The organism is Novipirellula caenicola (assembly GCF_039545035.1).
Taxonomy (GTDB): Bacteria; Planctomycetota; Planctomycetia; order Pirellulales; family Pirellulaceae; genus Novipirellula; species Novipirellula caenicola.
In genome coordinates, this window is record NZ_BAABRO010000001.1 from 695324 (window position 1) to 714135 (window position 18812).

11 protein-coding genes are annotated in these 18812 nt (G+C 55.0%); 7 read left to right on the forward strand and 4 right to left on the reverse strand.

Annotation, left to right across the window (positions count from 1 at the left end):
- The first annotated feature begins 106 nt into the window (after positions 1 to 106).
- Positions 107 to 2983, forward strand: coding sequence for an exo-alpha-sialidase (locus tag ABEA92_RS02430; protein WP_345682197.1), 2877 nt, complete (start codon positions 107 to 109; stop codon positions 2981 to 2983).
- Between the two features lie 180 nt (positions 2984 to 3163).
- On the opposite strand, the gene ABEA92_RS02435 is transcribed toward ABEA92_RS02430, so the two are convergent.
- A complete protein-coding gene (locus ABEA92_RS02435; RefSeq protein WP_345318319.1) occupies positions 3164 to 4291 on the reverse strand; it encodes an EAL domain-containing protein in 1128 nt (375 codons plus the stop codon).
- Between the two features lie 462 nt (positions 4292 to 4753).
- Here ABEA92_RS02435 and ABEA92_RS02440 point away from each other — a divergent pair, with 462 nt between their 5' ends.
- Together ABEA92_RS02440 and ABEA92_RS02445 are read left to right on the forward strand one after the other, a co-directional pair.
- Positions 4754 to 6079, forward strand: coding sequence for an ATP-binding protein (locus tag ABEA92_RS02440; protein ID WP_345682198.1), 1326 nt, complete (start codon positions 4754 to 4756; stop codon positions 6077 to 6079).
- A 94-nt stretch (positions 6080 to 6173) separates the two neighbouring features.
- The gene (locus ABEA92_RS02445; protein WP_345682199.1) at positions 6174 to 9443 is read left to right on the forward strand and encodes a protein kinase domain-containing protein; all 3270 of its coding nucleotides are present in this window, start codon (positions 6174 to 6176) and stop codon (positions 9441 to 9443) included.
- A gap of 9 nt (positions 9444 to 9452) precedes the next feature.
- Here the strand turns inward: ABEA92_RS02445 and ABEA92_RS02450 are convergent, their stop codons facing one another.
- On the reverse strand, positions 9453 to 10025 hold the full coding sequence (locus ABEA92_RS02450) for a hypothetical protein (protein ID WP_345682200.1): 573 nt from the start codon (positions 10023 to 10025) through the stop codon (positions 9453 to 9455).
- A 135-nt stretch (positions 10026 to 10160) separates the two neighbouring features.
- Here ABEA92_RS02450 and bioB point away from each other — a divergent pair, with 135 nt between their 5' ends.
- Positions 10161 to 11204: a biotin synthase BioB gene (bioB, locus tag ABEA92_RS02455; RefSeq protein WP_345682201.1), complete on the forward strand. Its 1044-nt coding sequence runs from the start codon at positions 10161 to 10163 to the stop codon at positions 11202 to 11204.
- A 354-nt stretch (positions 11205 to 11558) separates the two neighbouring features.
- Here the strand turns inward: bioB and ABEA92_RS02460 are convergent, their stop codons facing one another.
- Positions 11559 to 13094: a sialate O-acetylesterase gene (locus ABEA92_RS02460; protein WP_345682202.1), complete on the reverse strand. Its 1536-nt coding sequence runs from the start codon at positions 13092 to 13094 to the stop codon at positions 11559 to 11561.
- 628 nt (positions 13095 to 13722) lie between these two features.
- On the opposite strand from ABEA92_RS02460, the gene ABEA92_RS02465 reads away from it, so the two are divergent.
- Entirely contained in the window at positions 13723 to 14613 is an 891-nt protein-coding gene (locus ABEA92_RS02465) for a DUF2314 domain-containing protein (RefSeq protein WP_345682203.1), read from the forward strand.
- A gap of 69 nt (positions 14614 to 14682) precedes the next feature.
- Here ABEA92_RS02465 and ABEA92_RS02470 read toward each other — a convergent pair whose 3' ends face one another.
- Positions 14683 to 15291, reverse strand: coding sequence for a response regulator transcription factor (locus tag ABEA92_RS02470; protein ID WP_345682204.1), 609 nt, complete (start codon positions 15289 to 15291; stop codon positions 14683 to 14685).
- A gap of 1637 nt (positions 15292 to 16928) precedes the next feature.
- Between ABEA92_RS02470 and ABEA92_RS02475 the strand changes: the two genes are divergently transcribed.
- Both ABEA92_RS02475 and ABEA92_RS02480 read left to right on the forward strand, forming a co-directional pair.
- A complete protein-coding gene (locus ABEA92_RS02475) occupies positions 16929 to 18080 on the forward strand; it encodes an ATP-binding protein (protein WP_345682205.1) in 1152 nt (383 codons plus the stop codon).
- A 279-nt stretch (positions 18081 to 18359) separates the two neighbouring features.
- Positions 18360 to 18770: a GntR family transcriptional regulator gene (locus ABEA92_RS02480; protein WP_345682206.1), complete on the forward strand. Its 411-nt coding sequence runs from the start codon at positions 18360 to 18362 to the stop codon at positions 18768 to 18770.
- Positions 18771 to 18812 lie beyond the last annotated feature (42 nt).

The following is an 18812-nucleotide window of genomic DNA, read 5'->3' on the forward strand; positions in this document are numbered from 1 at the left end:
TTTCGATTGACGATCTACAACAAACACTCTGCGGGCAAGGCCAGATTCTCGAACCACGTCTTGCAGCAGCGACATCAACCAACCGCACGAACGCCGAGGGCTCTGTATGAATTTCAAGTCACTGATCTACGCGGTTTTAAGCGTGGTAACGATTCACGGTGCGGTTTCGATTGCCAACGAACCCGACTACCCCAATGTCGTTACGAATCCAAGGTCGCCGTTGATGCTGTCCGGGGACGCCTTTCCAGACGACAAACATCAGATCGATCATGCCAAGTTGCCTCGCGTGCCCGGTGAACACTCCGTCGTCAGCGACGTTAGGGAAGCTCACGGAGTCAATCAACACAATTACTTGGTCAACCATCAGGGCAAGTACCTGATCATGTGGAGCGATGGCCCTGAACTGGAGGACCGTGTCGGGCAACGAGTCAAATTCGCGATCAGTGACGATGCGGTGCACTGGGGCGAACCTCGCTTTTTGACACCCGAGCCGCCTCACTCTGGACCGGACTCGCCGTACTACAACACTCGCTCGCCGAAAGGTTTCCGTTATATCGCCCGCGGCTTCTGGCAACGCGATGGGGAACTGTATGCACTTGTCGCACTGGACGAAGCGGCCGGATTTTTTGGCCCAAGTTTAGAACTGCGAGCGTTTCGATTTGATGTCGAAAACGAAAGCTGGCTCGACACCGGGGTCATCGCCGACAACGCGATCAACAATTTCCCGCCCAAACGCATCCCCAGTGGTGAGTGGATGATGTCACGTCGCCCCTACAACTATGCATCGGCTGGAGTGGATTTCCTGATCGGCGGCGTCAAGTCGATGACGGATTGGGAATCGTTTCCGGTGCTTGGAACGAACAGCCAACTTCGTGCCGAGGAGCCGCTGTGGTGGGAGCTGCCCGATGGAAACCTGGCCGCGCTTTTTCGAGACAACGCGCACAGCAAATTTCTGTATCGAGCGTTTTCGACGGATAGCGGCCGAACTTGGAGCACGCCGGTCAAAACGAACTTCCCCGACGCAACATCCAAGCTGTACGGACTTCGGTTGAGTGACGGACGTTATGTCTTGATCTCCAATAGCAACCCACGGGCGCGTGATCCGCTCACGATCGCGATCAGCGACGATGGGTTGGTGTTTGACAAACTTGGCTATCTCGCAGGCGGCCGCCACGTGGATTATCCGCATGCCATCGAACACGACGGAAATCTATTGGTTGCCTTTGCCAGCGGTAAGCGAACCGTAGAAGTCTTGAAGATCGAACTGGCCACACTAAACCGACTTGAAATGCCAGAGACGGTACAGGCTGACAGCCCCTTACCAGCCATCGCGGCTCCCAAACCGGCCGCCAACGCGGACTGGATCGACCTCGGCGACGAAGGCGGCCAGCTCTATCTGGCCGCGGATGTCCGTGTTCCCAAGCGAGGGGATACGTTCGCGTTGAGCCTTGCCACAAGCGGTGGTGAAGAACGAGTCACGATCGGCATCGCTGCCGATGGAATGCTGTCAGCCCGGTTGTATGAGAAGATCAAAACCGGTCCGACACTGAATCAAGGAGAATCGATTTCGCTGCTCGTTCGCATCGCCAGCCATGCCAAACGGCCCGACGAGCTTTTTGTGCAGATCGGTCCCGCTGGCACGATTCCTTCCGAGCCGACGAAGCTGTCGGATTGGACGCTGGTCAATCGCGAGGGAAGCAGCCGGGCGAATCTCGCTCGCATTCACGTTGCCGCGGACAAAACCTCACTCGCATCCACTCGCGTTCGAATTGCCAGCACCGCTTCCAATTTGATCGATGCAAAACCGACCAAGTTCACCGTCGTCTCGCCCCGGCCTCGCGTGGCAACGCCGGATCTTTCGATGGCGGATCCGGTCACGAACGCGACAGGTGGCCTGATGTTACGGCTTGCCAACACGGGTACGGATCCGAACAAGATCGATTTTGATCAGCTTCCAAAATTGCCGGTTCAGCACGCCATCATCAGCGATGTTCGAGATCAAGGAGGCAATTGGGTGCAACAGCACGCTTACGTTGCTCGACACGATGGCCGTTTTTGGGCGATGTGGAGCGATGGTCCTGGCAAACGAATTGATCACGTCTCGCCCGAGCGGCATCGCAATGTCGTTCCGCACCATGATCAGGCGGGAACTCGCGTCTCCTACGCCACCAGCCTCGACGGCGTGAACTGGAGCAAGCCTGCCGATTTGACTGGACCGCCCCGCATCGAAGGCTTTGGGTGGATCGCCCGCGGGATGTGGATTCGCGATGGAGAGCTGTTGGCACTGGCAAGTCATTTCCGGGCTCCTGGCTATACTGGTGAAGGACTCAGTTTGGAGGCTTTTCGTTGGAATGCCACCGATGGCGTCTGGGAAGCGCACGGAACCGTCCTCGACGATACGCTCAATAACTTTGCCCCCAAACGTTTGCCTTCGGGCGAATACATGATGACACGCCGCGATCACCAGCGTCGCGTTTCAGTGATGATTGGCGGCGTCAAAGCGTTTGACCAATGGCGTACTTTGCCGCTGGCCAGCTACGGAAAGTCCGGCCAACCCGAAGAACCGTATTGGTACGTGCTTCCGGACCAAAAGAGCATCGTGGGTTTGATTCGTGACAATGCTCGTTCGGGCCGATTGTTGCGCACGTTCTCAACAGACAACGGGCAGACATGGAGTCCGATTGTCGGCACGAATTTCCCTGATGCGACAAGCAAGTTTTTCGTCCTTCGCACCTCACGAGGCTACTACGCCTTGGTGTCCAATGCCAACCCGCGAAGACGCGATCCGCTGACGCTTGCAATCAGTCACGACGGGCTGGTCTTTACCGACCTCTTTTATTTGATCGGTGGACGACACATCGACTACCCCCATTTGATCGAGCACGACGGTCATTTATTGGTCGCGTTTTCAGGTGCGAAACAAACAATGGAAGTGCTGAAGGTATCGCTGGACGAAATCGACGCTCGGATCTCTGCCCGTTAACGCTTCAAGAATGGACAACTTGACACGGCGTCCAAAGACATCAGCGATGTCAGAATGATCGGTAGAGGCCACCGGAGGACGGGTCGGCAGTGATGACACTCGTGATAAACCGATGCTATCGCGGCACCAGAACGGCGAGATTTTGCCGATCAAGTTTGATCGGCAAATGAGAATTCGGCGTTACGCCGGGGAGGGGCGGCCGTAGTAATAGCCTTGGCCTAATTGAAACCCGAGATCGATACAGGCTTGCGATTCGCCTTCGGTTTCTACGCCTTCGGCGAGCGCCAAGATGTCCAGATCGCAAACCATGTTGACAAGGTTTGACAACATCTTGCGTCGACTCTCGCTGGCAGTATCGATTCCACGAATCAACGAGATATCAAACTTGACCACATACGGTCTGGCTTCGACCAATTCGGCCAACCGTGCTTGCCCGGAGCCAAAATCGTCGTAGGCGAGTCGAATATTTTGTGACTCGAGGACTTCGACAAGATCGTCCATCACGGCGCGGTTGGTCACCGCGGACTCGTGAATTTCCAGCACAAGATTAGCGTTGCCCGCCATCTCGCGTGCTTTGATCAGCGATTCAATTAAACCTTGAACGTCACCAATCTCTTTGGGATGTGTATTGACGAACAGCATCGGACTTTCAGGAAAATCGCGTCCCACACGAATCCCTTCCCAGCGAAGCAATCGACTGAGCTCGACCTCGAGACTCAATTGCTCGGCGGCTTGAAACATCGCGCCGACTGACTCGAGTCCGAACACGCTGCCTCGCCCGAGAATCTCGTGACCGATCATTTCACGATGATCGCTGCGTAAATCGACGATGGCTTGAAAGTGCGGACGGACCAAACGCTCGGACATCAGTCGGTCGAATTGAACGAGTGCTAACGCTTGGTCGCAAATATTTTCGGCGATCGTGCCATTGGTCGCTCCCATGACCGATTGACGATAAACACGAAACGGTGCTTCGGCAAAGTGAATCAGGTCTTCTTCGCTGATACGAATGGTTTGGTTGGGCTCGACTCGTTTGCCGTTGACATACGTACCGTTGGTGCTGCCAAGATCGGTCAATTGAAGAGCGCCGTCGCGGATCGATAACGCCGCATGACGCCCGCTGACGGTGCGGAATTGCAGCCGCAGTGAGACACCGGGTTTGCGACCGATGACATACGGTTCATCATCAATGGGCAGATGAATGATCGTTTCGCCAGGCTGAGTCGGGCCCGACAAAAACCAAATGTCTTCCATCAACGCATTGCTGCGCCGGAGACGTTCGAGTGCCGAGTTTTCAATCGTTGCCATTAATCTTGTACGCTCAAGGGGCTATCGTATCGTTCGCAGCGAGAACTCCCGGGGGGTTGGTGATCAATCTGCGGGACCTTGAAAGGTACGACGCAAATAGGGGGGCGTCATCCAGAGAGTCAAAAAATCTTGGCAAAAATTGAATTATCTCGTTCGCAAGCGTCCCCCCCCTTAGACAACTTCTCATTTCGACGATGTCCCACGGTTTGCAGCTGTTCTAATGCAGCTGTTCGCCAAGCCACGACAACCAACTCGATCGCGAAGATATTTGCGAACGAATCCATATCCAGCTCCGATGCTCTTATTTGCGAGCTACGTTTGAAGGCGGCAATCCCGTTTTGCACCTAGACAATGCGTGATTGGCAATGCCAACTCAACGATCTTCCGTCGTTGCATGCCGCGTTATCGGTAATACCGATTCGTTCCCCGCATCGTTCATTCGTCAACATCGTTAAAAACGTTATGACTGTACTCGCAAGCGACACCCAATCCTTTGAACCGAGCATGTTAGGCGGACTGCTGTCCGACGACACGTTCTGGCCAACCCAACCACGCGATCTACACGAAACCGGGCTCAGCGCTGCCTACGTCGACGGATTGATGCTCAAAATCCTACTGGTCGGTGGAACCCTCAGCGGCCGCACCGCTTCAGAGCGGATCGGAATTCCCTTTCGTGTCATCGAACCGATTCTCGATGCGCTGCGAACACGTAAATTGGTGACCCACGTTCGGCCGGCGCCCTTTAACGACTATTACTACTCGCTAACCGAAGCCGGGCAGAAGCAAGCCAATCAGCAAATGGCTCAGTGCAGTTACACTGGTGCGGCCCCGGTGCCATTGTCCGACTACGTGTTAAGCGTCGAAGCGCAAGCCGCCGGTTTGGATGCCGTCGATCGCGAACAATTGCGTGCGGCGCTGAGCTCGATCTCGTATCAAAACGAACTGCTCGATCATCTCGGTCCGGCCGTCAACAGCAATACCGGCATGTTCTTGTTCGGGCCTCCGGGCAACGGCAAAACGACCATCGCCCGCTGTCTGACTCAGTGTCTTGGTCAAGAAATCTGGATTCCCAACGCGATTCTCGACGACGGCAACTTGATCAAGTTGCAAGACGATGCCTTCCATCGTCCTGCGCCGGTGCCTGAGATCGCCAGCGATATTTTGAAAGGTCAGGAATGGGACAACCGATGGACGCGGATTCGCCGCCCCACCGTCGTAGTCGGAGGCGAATTGGTGATGGACAATCTCGAAGTCCGTCACGATGCCCGGTCCAACATTTGTGAAGCGCCGCTGCAGATGAAAAGCAATTGCGGCTGTTTGTTGATCGACGACTTTGGTCGGCAACGCATTGCGCCCGAAGAACTGCTGAACCGGTGGATCATTCCGCTGGAAAACAAATGTGATTACTTGACGTTGCCGACCGGCAAGAAAATTCAAATCCCGTTTGAGCAGCTCATCATTTTCTCGACCAACATCGATCCCAACTCGCTGGTCGACGAAGCATTCCTGAGACGAGTGCCCTACAAGATCTTTGTCTCCGATCCAGGGCGTGAAGAGTATCGCGAACTGCTGAGCAATGTGATGCGAAACTTGGGATTCCCGGACACCCCACAAGCGGCTGACCATCTCTTCAAATTCTACGAAGACAGTGGCCGTAAAATGCGACGCTGCCATCCGCGTGACCTGTTGACTCAAGTGGCGAACTACTGCAAATACCGCAAACTGCCACTAACGTTGCAACCGGACTACTTGGACCAGGCTTGCCGCAGTTACTTTAGCCAACTGTAGCGATCCAGCGAACGTTGCTACGAACCTTCCATTCATTTTCGTTACGAAATCCGCCCCTCCTTTCCAACGATTCCCAGTAGAAAGCCGTCTCGCGATGAAAGCGACAGAACCGAAAAAATTCAGCGCCGGCTACGAACCGATTCCTGGTTACGTGCTCGAAAAACTCATCGGCCGTGGTGGATTTGGCGAGGTGTGGCGAGCCGATGCGCCGGGCGGAATCAAAAAGGCAGTCAAATTTGTCTTCGGAGCTCACGATCAACAACGTGCTGCGCGAGAACTGAAGTCACTCGAGCGAATCAAGGGCGTCAGCCACCCTTTTCTGCTGACGCTGGAGCGGTTCGGCATCGCCGACGACCAATTGGTGATCGTCACCGAGTTAGCCGACGGATCGCTTGAAGACGTTTTCCGAGAGCACCGAGACCGCGGTTCCTGTGGGATTCCTCACGAAAAACTGCTTGCCTACCTGCACGATACCGCCGACGCACTAGATTACTTGCACGAGCGTTATCAACTGCAACACCTCGACATCAAACCAGCCAACTTGTTGGTGATTGGCGAACACGTCAAAGTGGCCGACTTTGGTCTATTGAAAGACCTGCGGGATGCCGACTGCAGTGTCGTCGGCGGTTTGACGCCGGTATACGCGCCACCGGAAGTCTTTGATGGTCGTCCGAGCATTCACAGTGACCAGTATTCGCTAGCGGTCATGTACCAAGAACTGCTAACGGGAACCCGCCCCTTTAGCGGCCGAACGATCGCCCAGTTGGCAACACAACACGTCCACAACGCACCGGATCTTGAACCGCTTCCTCCGAGTGATCGACCGGCGGTCGCCAGGGCACTCGAGAAGAATCCGGTTCGTCGTTTTGAAAATTGTCGTGCGTTTGTCCATGCGTTGACGAACCCTCGTCGCCGAAGCACTCCGCTGCAATCGCGTTCCGGTGAATTGAGTCACGATGACACCGCCGAAGGCATTCCGCTCGGCATGGGAGCTCGTGCCGCCGCGACCGAGGACTTGCCAGCACTTGATAAGGGCGAAGTCCAGCGGGATGCGCGTGTGGTTTCCGACGTGTTGGTCGTCGCACTTGGCGGCACCGGAGCGGAAGTGCTACATGAGATCCGCAGCCGCATCGCCAGCATGCATTCGGCGTGCCCGATTCGATTGCATTCGCTGCTAATTGATACCGACGAAAAAACGCTGGGCATCGCCAGGGTCAGCAACTCGACGGCATCGTTGCCGCCGACGGAGATCGTGCCGATTCCGCTTCGCTCGCCCAACGAATATCGACAATCGATGTCGATCAAACGATTGGCCACCGTGTCGCGACGCTGGATCTACAATGTGCCTCGCAGTTTGTCGACCGAAGGCATGCGACCGCTCGGACGCTTGGCACTGGTCGACCATGGTGCGAAGGTGAAATCCGCCATCGCCCAAGTCGTCAAGGACTTGACCCAGAGTCGCGGCGACTCGATCCCGTCGATTTATGTCGTAGGATCGCTCAGCGGGGGAACCGGCAGCGGCATCTATTTGGATGTCGTTCACTTGCTAAGACATTTCCTTGACGAGAACCAATTTGAACAGGCAAAGATCCTGTCGATGTTGGCAATGAAAGGGTTGACACGAAACCCGTCGGTTTCGCTCGCCCATCACGACGCACAAGCTGCGTTGATCGAGATGCGACACTACTTGCATCCTGAAAATGGCTACCCCGGTGACCAGGGCGCGGGCTGGCCAAGCGTCCCCGCGGCGCGGACACCCCTCAAAGACGCCTACGTGATCGCAAGCAACGAGATCGATCCAAACGCGCCACGACCGGTCAACGTGATTAGTGACTATCTATGGTCCGATTCGACCGGGGCGGGTGACCTGTTGGCCGAAGCGCGATCCAGTGCCACCGAATCATCGAACGTCTCGATTCACAAACCGCAGCTACGGTCGGTTGGGATCGTCCCGCTCGGAGTCGTACGACGTCCCGAAGAGAAAATATTGACCCCCGCAACGGTGCAACATTTGTTGCTGCGGTGGTTGGGACATCCTGGAAACGCCAAGAAGAACGCAGAATCGTTGTCACAGCGGCTGATGCGGCGTACCGGTTTCGCGCAAACGTCGATCTTTGACGTGATCCAGGAACCGCTCGGAGCCACTTCGCACGATCGTCACCAACAACTGCAAAAGCACATCCGATTGCAGACGCGAGAACAAGGCCGAGTCGTCACGATGGCGGACGCAGACGATTTAGCGATCCAATGGGCCGACCAGATCTCCAAAACGTCGAATGCCGCCGCATCCATTGACGAAATGACCAGCGTATTCACCAAGGAGTTGCTCAACCGATTGTCACATCGCAGCACGGACATTGCCACGGCGGTCGCAGGATTGCAGCGGTTCCATGGCGAAGTGACCGCGGAGGTCGATACGCTACGATCAGAACACGATGCGGAAATTGCGAAATTGCAATCCGAGTCGACTTACAAGGACATTCCGCTAACGGCTTCGCACGCGGAAGCGATCGTCGTTGCCCAGCTGCGAAACATTGCAGCGGACCACATTGCCATCTTTGCTGGACGCATCGACGCCATGGTCACCCGGCTGAACGACCTTGCCACCGCTTTTGCAGTGACCATTTCCAAGATCACCGCCGGACGAAGCGCGACGGCGAACCCGTGGGACGACATGCCCGAGGAAATTTCGTCACAGTTCGAAAGTATCCTCACCGAGCTACATGCATCGACCGTCAACGTGATCTTGATTCGGCCGCTCGCAACCGGAGCAACGGCGATGGATGAAAACGAGATCAAAGCACGGCTTACTGAAACCGTCTCGCCGTTGGTGGGACGGGCCTTAGCGATCCGCAGCTCGGCAAGCGTCAATGAGACCACGTCGATGGGGTCCACGTCGATGAATGTCGATGTCACAGCGACGCTGCCTACCCCGGCCCTTGGCACACCCACCAACGATGCTTCCACCGTCACCGACGATCTCGATCCGTCCACCACAACCGCCAAACCGACTCGCGGCGAGCAACCGGTCACTTCGATGGCGACTGCACTGCAATTCGCCCGTCCATCGCTGCTTGATTGTGGCGGGGTGCAGCGGTTGATTCTGGCCGTCGGGACTCATTCGGAACAAGTGCGGCTGGGAGCCGAGCTGCGTCAATTCCACAGTGGTGCATTGACCACGACGTTGATCCCAGGCACCACAGCCAAACTGATTCACGAAGCGCAGCGTATCGATTTGAATGACGTGATCGCACGCTTGGCGACGATGAATGCGGGCAACGTCCAAGTCAGCGGCCGGCTGATGACGCGGTCGGACATTGATTGGCGTAAGAGCGAACCGCGTTCACAGGTCGCCGCCTACTAAGGCGATTGCTCACTTAACCGCACAGGCGGCTTTGACGGCACACCCGGCACACCCGCTGCCGCAGCCGTTTTCGGATTCAGCGGTGCCACAGCCTGGCCCGCAGCCCTCGCCCAGCAATTTAGCAAAATGCCGGGTTCTCACGATCGACTCGTAACGCTCGGTGATCTCTTTGGTGATCGCCTCGGCCGTTTCATCGACGTCGCCTAAAAAGTGCATCACCAAGGATCCTCCGTCGAACACTTGGTCCACATCCAACAGCACCGCGGTGGATCCAGATTCGGCCAACGCAGCCCGGCACGCTTCGACCGCTTCGCGTTTGTGTCGCTCGAGTCTACGAATTAGCAGTTCATCTTCACGCGTGGTTTGGCGAATCAGCCGGATCATTGGCATTTTAGCGGCCGCATCCACGCTGAGGCTGGCGGCCTGCTGGGCTTCACCAAGGATGGTGCCAAGCTCGACCCCCCGGGCGGTTCGCACGATCACACGCATTCCATACGAAAACTCGGATGTCACGCTCGACGCCGTGGGCTGGCCCACAAAAATATCGCCGAAAACGCCGATTCGCACGTAATAATGGCTCATTGGGAAAAACACGCTATAGACGACTTGCCGATTTGGCTCGGCACGTTCACCATGTGGGGATTCTCATGGTTCACGATGAGTGAGAAATAAACAAAACTGAGCGAAGAGCGACTAGAGAGAATAAGGCAAAATAACATGACGGCCAGTCCCGAAGCGACCGCAACGCCCGCAGAAACGCAGATCCAAGCGGACCGATACCAAAAGCTCGCCGAACGTGTCCTGGCGGGTGAGGCGATTTCTCGTGAAGACGCTCTCTCTATCTTAACCGCCCCCGACATCGATGTACTTCCGATTTTGTCGGCAGGCTATCAAATCCGCCATCGCTATTTCGGGCGAACTGTCCAGCTGTATTTCTTGATGAATGCCAAAAGCGGGCTTTGTCCAGAGGATTGCCACTACTGCAGCCAATCGAAGATCTCGACCGCGCCGGTCCCCAAATACAACATTCTGAAGCGAGACGACTTGATGGAGGCTGCTGAGATCGCAGCCAATCAAGGTGCCAAGACCTATTGTTTGGTCATCTCTGCTCGCGGGCCCAACGAGCGTGAGATGTCGGCGGTCGAGCAAATCGTGCCCGAGATCAAGCAAAAGTATGGGCTCGATATCTGTGCTTGCCTGGGTCTGCTCAATCGCGAGCAAGCGGACCGTTTGAAGGCGTGTGGCGTTGACCGCGTCAACCACAACCTAAACACCAGCGAAGAGCACTACGCCGACATCTGCACCACGCATACGTATGCCGACCGAGTGCAAACCCTGCGAAACGTCCGAGACGCCGGAATGGAAATGTGCAGCGGCGGGATCATCGGCATGGGAGAATCTCCCGAAGACGTGGTCTCGATGGCATTTGACCTTCGCGACCTTGGCGTCCACTCGATTCCGCTGAACTTTCTTAACGCAATCGAAGGCACGCCACTTCAAGGCAACATGGATTTGAATGCAAACCAGTGCTTGAAAGCGTTGGCAATGTTCCGATTCGTCAACCCTGATCGTGAACTGCGAATCTCAGGCGGGCGGGAAATTCACCTGCGTTCGCTGCAACCGCTCGGGCTGTATGTCGCCAACAGCATGTTTGTCGGTGACTACTTGACGACCAAAGGCCAAGCCCCGCAAGCCGATTACGACATGATCACCGACCTCGGTTTCGAAGTCACTCAGAACGTCGAACCGGTCGTCGCGTAATCTGACGGCCAATGTCATCTACGCCAATGTCATCTACGTTGGCACTCGATGGGTGGTTATTGTAGCGGAGCGGCGTGAGGCGTCGCCCGGTCAATGTCGACCGTCTTACTCGCTGCAACCGGACGGCTCGCGCCGTGCCGCTACCAAAGTCGATGGCATTGAGCTCTAGACGGCTACATTCCGATCGCCCTACGGCTTTCAAAGCCGTAGCACAAAAGCCCGTGTTCAAGCTCGCCCAGCAAGCGAGTTCGAATATCAGCACACGCCGGCCTCGTAGCACGTGAGGCCGACGTTTTGGGGTTGAAGCAACTTTACGAGCTGTTCTACAGCCTACTTCACGAGCTATTTAACGAGCTATTTTACGATGCCTTCGGTTTTGCCCGACCAATCGTCGGTGCGAAACGGCGTCAGCGGCAACCCGTCACGGCTCTGCACGTTACAGACCGGGTTGTCAGCCCAGGCGTAACGAACGGCGACCGGTTTCTCGACGCCCTCTGCCCAAACTTCAATCGTTTCCTTATCGACGATCTTGGCCTTGGCAAACACAAACTTTTTGTCGGCCCCGGCGATGCTGAAGCCGATCGCATCGTTGACGTCAAACGTGTCCAGCCCGCTGCCGACGTGATCAAACTTCAGTCTCACCTTGTCCCCGGTGACTTGCATGGCATCCTCGCTGCCACGATAGGTTGGACTTTGGTAGGGGATTTCATAGCCGTAGTCCTTGGCCAATGCCCAACGCGCCAAACGAGTCCCGACGCCCTGTTTGTTCTTGGGGTGAATATCGTTGGCTTCGCCGAGATTCAAAATCACAGCTTCCCCGGTATTGGGCAACCGTGACATCGTCATCGTTTGGGCTTCACGCAGTTCTGCCCAATCGCTGTCGACGGGCGAGTCGACTTCGTTTCGAAAGTCGGCAAGTTGGACCCAGTAGAACGGAAAATCACCTTGTTTCCATTCGTCACGCCAACTTTGGATCATCAGCGGAAACAGATCGCGGTACTGGTACGCTCGGCCTGCATTCGATTCGCCTTGGTACCACACCACGCCGCGGATCGTGTAGCCAATCGTCGGCTTGAGCACGCCGTTGTAGATGTTTGCGGGACGATGGTTTCCAGTCAAAACGTTGCGAGGGGCTCGAGGCGGGTTACCTTTTTTCGACTTTGCCCATTCGGCATGTTGCTGCTTCCACTTGGCCATCGCCGCTTCGTGATCATAGGTCGCGGCGGTGCGGTCCCATTTCTCGAGCAACTCGTCGTAGTTCCCATCGTCCTCTAACACCTTTCGCTCGACCCAAGCTTCGGCCGACGAGCCGCCCCAAGCGTTATCGATCAAACCGATCGGAATATCGAGCGTTTGATGTAATTGGCGACCAAAGAAATAGCCCGCGGCTGAAAAATCTTTGACAGTTTGCGGAGTGCATGCTGCCCAGTTGCCCTTGAAATCCGTTTGTGGTTCTTGCGTGCCAACTTGCGGCACCGAGATCAAGCGGATGTTGGGATAGTTGGCTGCCAACGCCTCTAAATCGGCGTCATTCGAACTGGCGACCGACATTCCCATATTGGATTGCCCCGAACAAATCCAAACTTCACCAATCAACACATCTTTGAATGACTTTGACTCGTCGGCCGCGACCTTCATTTCGTGCGGGCCACCTGCGGGCAACGCGTCAATGAAAACGTCAAAACGCCCCGAATCATCGGCGGTTGCCGAAGCCGAATGTCCAGCAAGCTCGACCGCAACGTCTTGCCCTGCGGTGGTCCAACCCCAGACATGGATCGGCTTGTCTCGTTGCAGCACCATCGAATCACCAAAGATCGATGACATTTTTAATTCGGCGTGAGCCGTGGAAGCCAACAGCAGCGTGAACAGCGTAAGAAGTCGATAACGCATGAAGGAAACTCTTGTGGGTTTTACAGGTGGGATGCGAACAGAGGACTTGAATCGTGTATCTCGAATTGTGAACCGCCAATGATAATCAATACGACACCCGCCGGGGAGTTTGAGGAGCAGAAAGCCGCCCTAAGTTCAAGAGGAAGCGATGAACCGCCCGGATCCCGCAAATCGCGAATTCGAGGCTACCGAAGGCTGCAGCGAGCGGCTGCAAAATCAGAAAAATATTCATCCTTCATCTGCCACGCCCCCCACACCGAGGAAACCGGTGATAGTCTATTGAGCAAGCAGTTTCACTGCTTCACTGCCGACTAGGCTTTGTTTGAGACCAGATCAGGGACGGAAAATTGGTAGCGGAACCTTTAAACGGCTTGTTGTTTTAGTCGTACGATGGACTTCCTAGTCCGTCGAATCCACCATTGACGTACTAGGAAGTCCATCCTACACCCCTTGCCGCAGGAAACTTCACTAAATCAACAAGCCGTAATAAGTTCCGATTTCCCAAGGGTCTGTGCCATGCTGCCGAACGTCTTGACGACTTCCGCTACGATTTTTTGGCTAAGCCTTTTCTCAGCGGGACGCTGAGACCCATCCGATTCAAAAACCTTGCGATTGAGGTACCGCGACCGTGGCCCAAGTCTATTTGACCGCTGACAATGATCCTGAAATGCGGACTGCGAACGAGCGAGCCCGTCGCACGTTTCGCTTTTTTTGGCGTGAACTCTCCTGGGAACGGCGACGCATCATCCCCGGACTTGACCTCGCGTGCGTGAAGGTCCCCTTTGAAGATCCTCCAGAGCTGCGATCGGCCAACAGCAGTGAAGGAGTCGAACAGATGTGGCTCGGCGACGTTGATTTTGACGGCCGAATCGTCTCGGGAACACTGCTGAATTCCCCCAACTGGCTAAAGTCAATCTCCGAAGGCGACGAAGCCAAATTCCCTGGAAAAGCACTGTCGGATTGGATGTACGTCATCAATGGCCGCGTTTACGGTGCGTTCACCGTCCAGGTACTTCGTGCCAAAATGAGTGCGAAAGAACGTCAACAGCATGACAACGCTTGGGGGTTTGATTTTGGTGACCCCGAAAACATCCATGTTGTGCCGCCGGAATGGTTTACAGACGAAAGCGAGAAACAACCGTCTTCATCCGAGAAAACCAAGGGTGGATTGTTCAGCAAACTTTTGGGACGCTCAGCCAAACAATCATCGGCACCGTTGCCGCCGGCAGACCCGCAGTTAGTTTCGTCGACGGAACACCCCATGGCGGCAAATATGTCCGATTCGCTTAACGAGTATCTTCAGAAAAATCCCGAACAAGTTCACGCAAAGGACGATCGCGGATGGACAATGCTGCACCAGCAAGCCTTGGCCGGAACCGCGATCGGCGTTGCCATCCTGTTAAAGCACGGTGCCGATCCCAATGCGGTCACCGCGAATGGCGCCACTGCCACGCAGCTTGCCAAAGCGTTGGGCTGGAACAAGGTCGTCGATGTGTTAGCAGACCACGGGGCAACTTGATCGCCCCCAATCGCGCTGCGACCGGCAACCCATTAAACGGTCGGTGAAGAAAAAACGCCCCAAAAGAGGTTAGCTGGGGTTTGCGAGCACCCAGATTTGCACTAACTCGGCGACCGATTGAACGTCCAACTTTTTCAAGATTGTCGAGCGTCGTTTTTCGATCGTTCGCAACCCTGAATCCAACCGCGATGCGATGACCTTGTTGGCTAAACCTTCGACGAGCAACTTGGCCACGTCCATTTCTTTTTCATCCAAAGTGCCAATCAAACGCTTGGCCTCGGCGACTTGGCGGTCTCGTTCCAAATTCTCTTGCTCAAGCTGAACCGCCTCTTCGATCCCCTTTCGCAACTCGGCTTGCCCACAAGGCTTTTCAATCAACGTAATCGCGCCGCCCCGGATGGCCCGCACGGTCGATGGAACGTCGGCAAACCCCGTTACCATCACGATCGGAATCGTGATCTGCATATCGCGCAACCGTTCGATCAACTCGACGCCGTTCATTCCTGGCATCTTTTTATCGGTAACCATGCAAGCGGGACGCTTGCCGTTGTAACGGGCAATAAAATCTTCGGCTGACTCGTAGGATTCCACAGCCAAATTCATCGATCGGACAAGCTCTACCACAACTTGGCGAGATTCCTTGTCATCATCAACGACATGAATGGTGGGGAGGAGCATTAAAATCAATTCACTCAAAGCGTGTAATTATGATTGTCATCGGCAAGCGTTGGAGAAGATAACGTCGCTGCTAGCAACAATAGAACATATTTCACTGGAACAGACCGCGTCAAACTTGACATTCCCCCGCATTTTTTAATGCAAAAAGTTGTAACAGATTGCGATCGTTTCATCATGGTTTGATCGTTTTCCCCCCTCACTCACGGGGGCAAAACGAACCTAAGCACCAGAGCGTTACCGGCCGACACTCCACACCCCCCTGGCAGGAGGGAATCGTCGGCCATTCATAATGGCGTGAAACGGATCGGCAACCCGCCGCAGCAACACCGGATCGTACCAAGGTAACGACCCGCAAAATCCGGTCGCAAAACCCAGCTGCTGCGAAGCCACCAAAATCACGCTGCCAGCGTAAACGATCGAACATTCTTACGATTTCGGTCGGTCAACACAATCATGGGACGGGCACACTGTGTCGACATACACAAATTCCGTGCCGCTTTCTTGTTTTTGCAACATTGATTTTACAAGCAGCCAAGCGACAACGCCAGCAAATCGACTTTGGACGCCAAGTGCGGATTAATTGCGCCCAACGAACACGGCATGGAAACGTTGTTCGTAACGTGAAGGAAGCATCGACAGGAACCGAGCATGGCATGAACCGAGCATGAATTTCGTTTTGGTCTTCACACCTCTGGGAATCAGGCGACGAGCGAGAGAAGCCTACCCCAGTCATTGGACGACCGGTCGATCGCGTCCGAAACATGCCCCTACAGCATCGGCGGAAAAATCACGCACCAAACGTCAATGACACTTGCTCGTTCGCCCAACACCTCGGTACGCCAATCAGTCAACGGCCAAGTGACGAATTCCGCTTCGCATTAAGCACGATCTTTCGCGACACGGGAAACAGCGAAATTTTCACGCCCCAATTCGCATTCGAATCCATTGTGATTCGTTGCGCGTCCACCTCTGACTCATCCGCATCCACGGATGACGTGAAACAGGCCAGCGTTACGAGAAGTCCACCGCTGAAAGGATTAGGGCTTAGCAAACACGACACAAAGTTCGCGAGTTAGAAGATCCGAGATTGCGGCAGGGTCGCAACGGAATAATGATTCAGCTTATTCAAACACGCAGTCGGGTTGCCCCAACCCGACTGGACGTGCTTGAACAAGCTTCCGCTGCGAAATTCAATCCACACGTTTCCGCTTGCTTTCAAACACTCGGACAAAATTGGGTTGCCCCCCCAACATGAACGATGTGTCCGTGAACCAAGTTGAACGAGGGATTGATGCCCCATTCGCAACGGTCAGCGATGATTTAGAAGAGACATCGCCTTGCACGTTTAAAGTATCGGACATTTCGGCGCTGCATGCACCCATTCATTGCGATGTTTGCGGCAATCCGCAATGCTGCCCAGAACGTCTGGCGTCGTACGCTTCACCAAGTAGATTGCCAAGCTAACCCGGTCCTGCTTTCTTTGGACGCACAAGCACTTCCTTGAAACCGCGCCCCTGCATCCGCCCCATTACAAGGCGGTATGCATCACAATGCTGCGGAATTCGCGAATGCGACATTGGGCATGCAAAAAAGAAGTCAAACTCCTACAATTGAGAAAGCCAAGGAGCCAGAAAATCGTGTCCACGTCCGAGCCAAATGCAACGCAGGTTGTATCGAAATTCTTTTACCAGCATCAGTTTGCACAGTCCGAAGATGCGGTCATTGTGTTTCGGCTGCACCCCATGCTAACCCTGTTCGCTGCGAACGATCGCGCCCGGCAAACCGTTGGCAGCGGCGACGATTGGCCCGCGAATGCGATTGAGGACTGCGAAGATTCAACCTTCGCCAAACGGCTGCTCGCGATGGCAGCGATCAATGACGCTACCGGATCCAGCCCGCAGCAACATCGCAGTGAACTGGGATGGGTCCGTTGGACTCCTTTCCAGTGCGACGATGGGCACTATGCGGTGTTAACGATCCAATCGGCCAGCGAACCGATGCCCAAGCCGACGACCGAGTCCAAGTCAATGAACTCGATGGCGGTTGCCCATTGGCTGAAGACATTCATCCATCAAATCAGCCAACCGCTGCACGTGAATCAAAACACAGCGGACATCATGCAGATTGAGGCCGAGCAGAACAAAATCGACTCGCAGACGGTTCAACCCCGCTTAGAACGACTGCAATTCGCAGGAAACCTGCTTCGTGAATGCTTGTCGGACCTAAGAAAACAGATCCAATTGATGTCGATTGCGTTCTCGCAAGTCAATGTGCATGAATTGCTGAGCCGTGTGGTCGCTGAATTCAATTCTCGCCACGGCACTACACTCAACCTGCAACTCGCGTCAGCGGAGGACAATATCATTGTCCATGGCAACGCCGCATTACTAAGCGAAGCATTCGCCAGCATTTTGGAATTGACGTGGGATTTTAATCAAGCGGCTCACGTTCCAGCCGAGCGTTCCGCATTTGAATCATTGTTAAGTGTCAGCATGAGTAACGACGACGGATTGATTCAAATCAACATCGGTGGTGGGTTACCATCGCAAGACTCGCTCGCCTTTGTGGATCATCCGCTGATGAAACAAGGTCACCAGCAACTGATCCCCGCTGCAACTTGGGGCGTGTGCGAGTCGATCATCCAAGTACACCATGGCGAGCTGCTCCGCCCGGCGACGAGCGAGGCAGCCACGATCCAAATCGGATTGCCAGCAGCATCCGAGCGGACGCAGGAACCCAATGTGAACGTTGCGCTGCATCGCGTGTGGCCACCTGAGAGCGAATCGTAACGATCGCCGGCATTTCCCGAATGCCGTTTTGCTTTGAAACGAATTCGGTGATTCTTCTAGAACGGCGTCGCCCCCGCGATTTCCACTGCGTTGTGGGATCGGTATCTCGCTGAGATGGCAACGCGCCCATGCGTGATGTGGCCCGAGTGTCAATCGTTTCGCTCACACCGCTGCGTCCTTTAGCAAAAAAATGGCTTGACTCGCCACGTCACTGGTGTACTATCTAACCAACACACCAGTTACCTGGATCACCAGACAGCCGCTAACGCGAGTCGAGCCATGTTCTTCCACATTGATCCATCCAACGGCCAGCCGATCTATGCTCAGATCGTCCGGCAGGTGAAATTTGCGATTGCCGAACAAACGCTTCGGCCAGGGCAATTGCTGCCCAGCGTTCGCCAACTGAGCATGCAGTTGGCGGTAAACCCCAATACGATCACGCGGGCGTTTCAGGAATTGCAATCCGAGAATCTGATCGAAACGCTGCGAGGTCGTGGCGTGGTGGTTACCAAAGATGCGTTAGCCCCATGTCGCAAACAGCGTAAATCAATCATCAGCGATCGCGTTGAAAACGTGATTGTCGAAGCACTGCGTAGCGGCATGAACGCAGATGAAATTCGCGAGATTGTCGACAAGAAACTCAAAGCACTCGAAGGAAAAGTCACCGCCGTTGGCAAGCCGCCTGATTGATGCCCGTGGTCCGCCAACCACGCGGGGTCGTATTCACTTTTC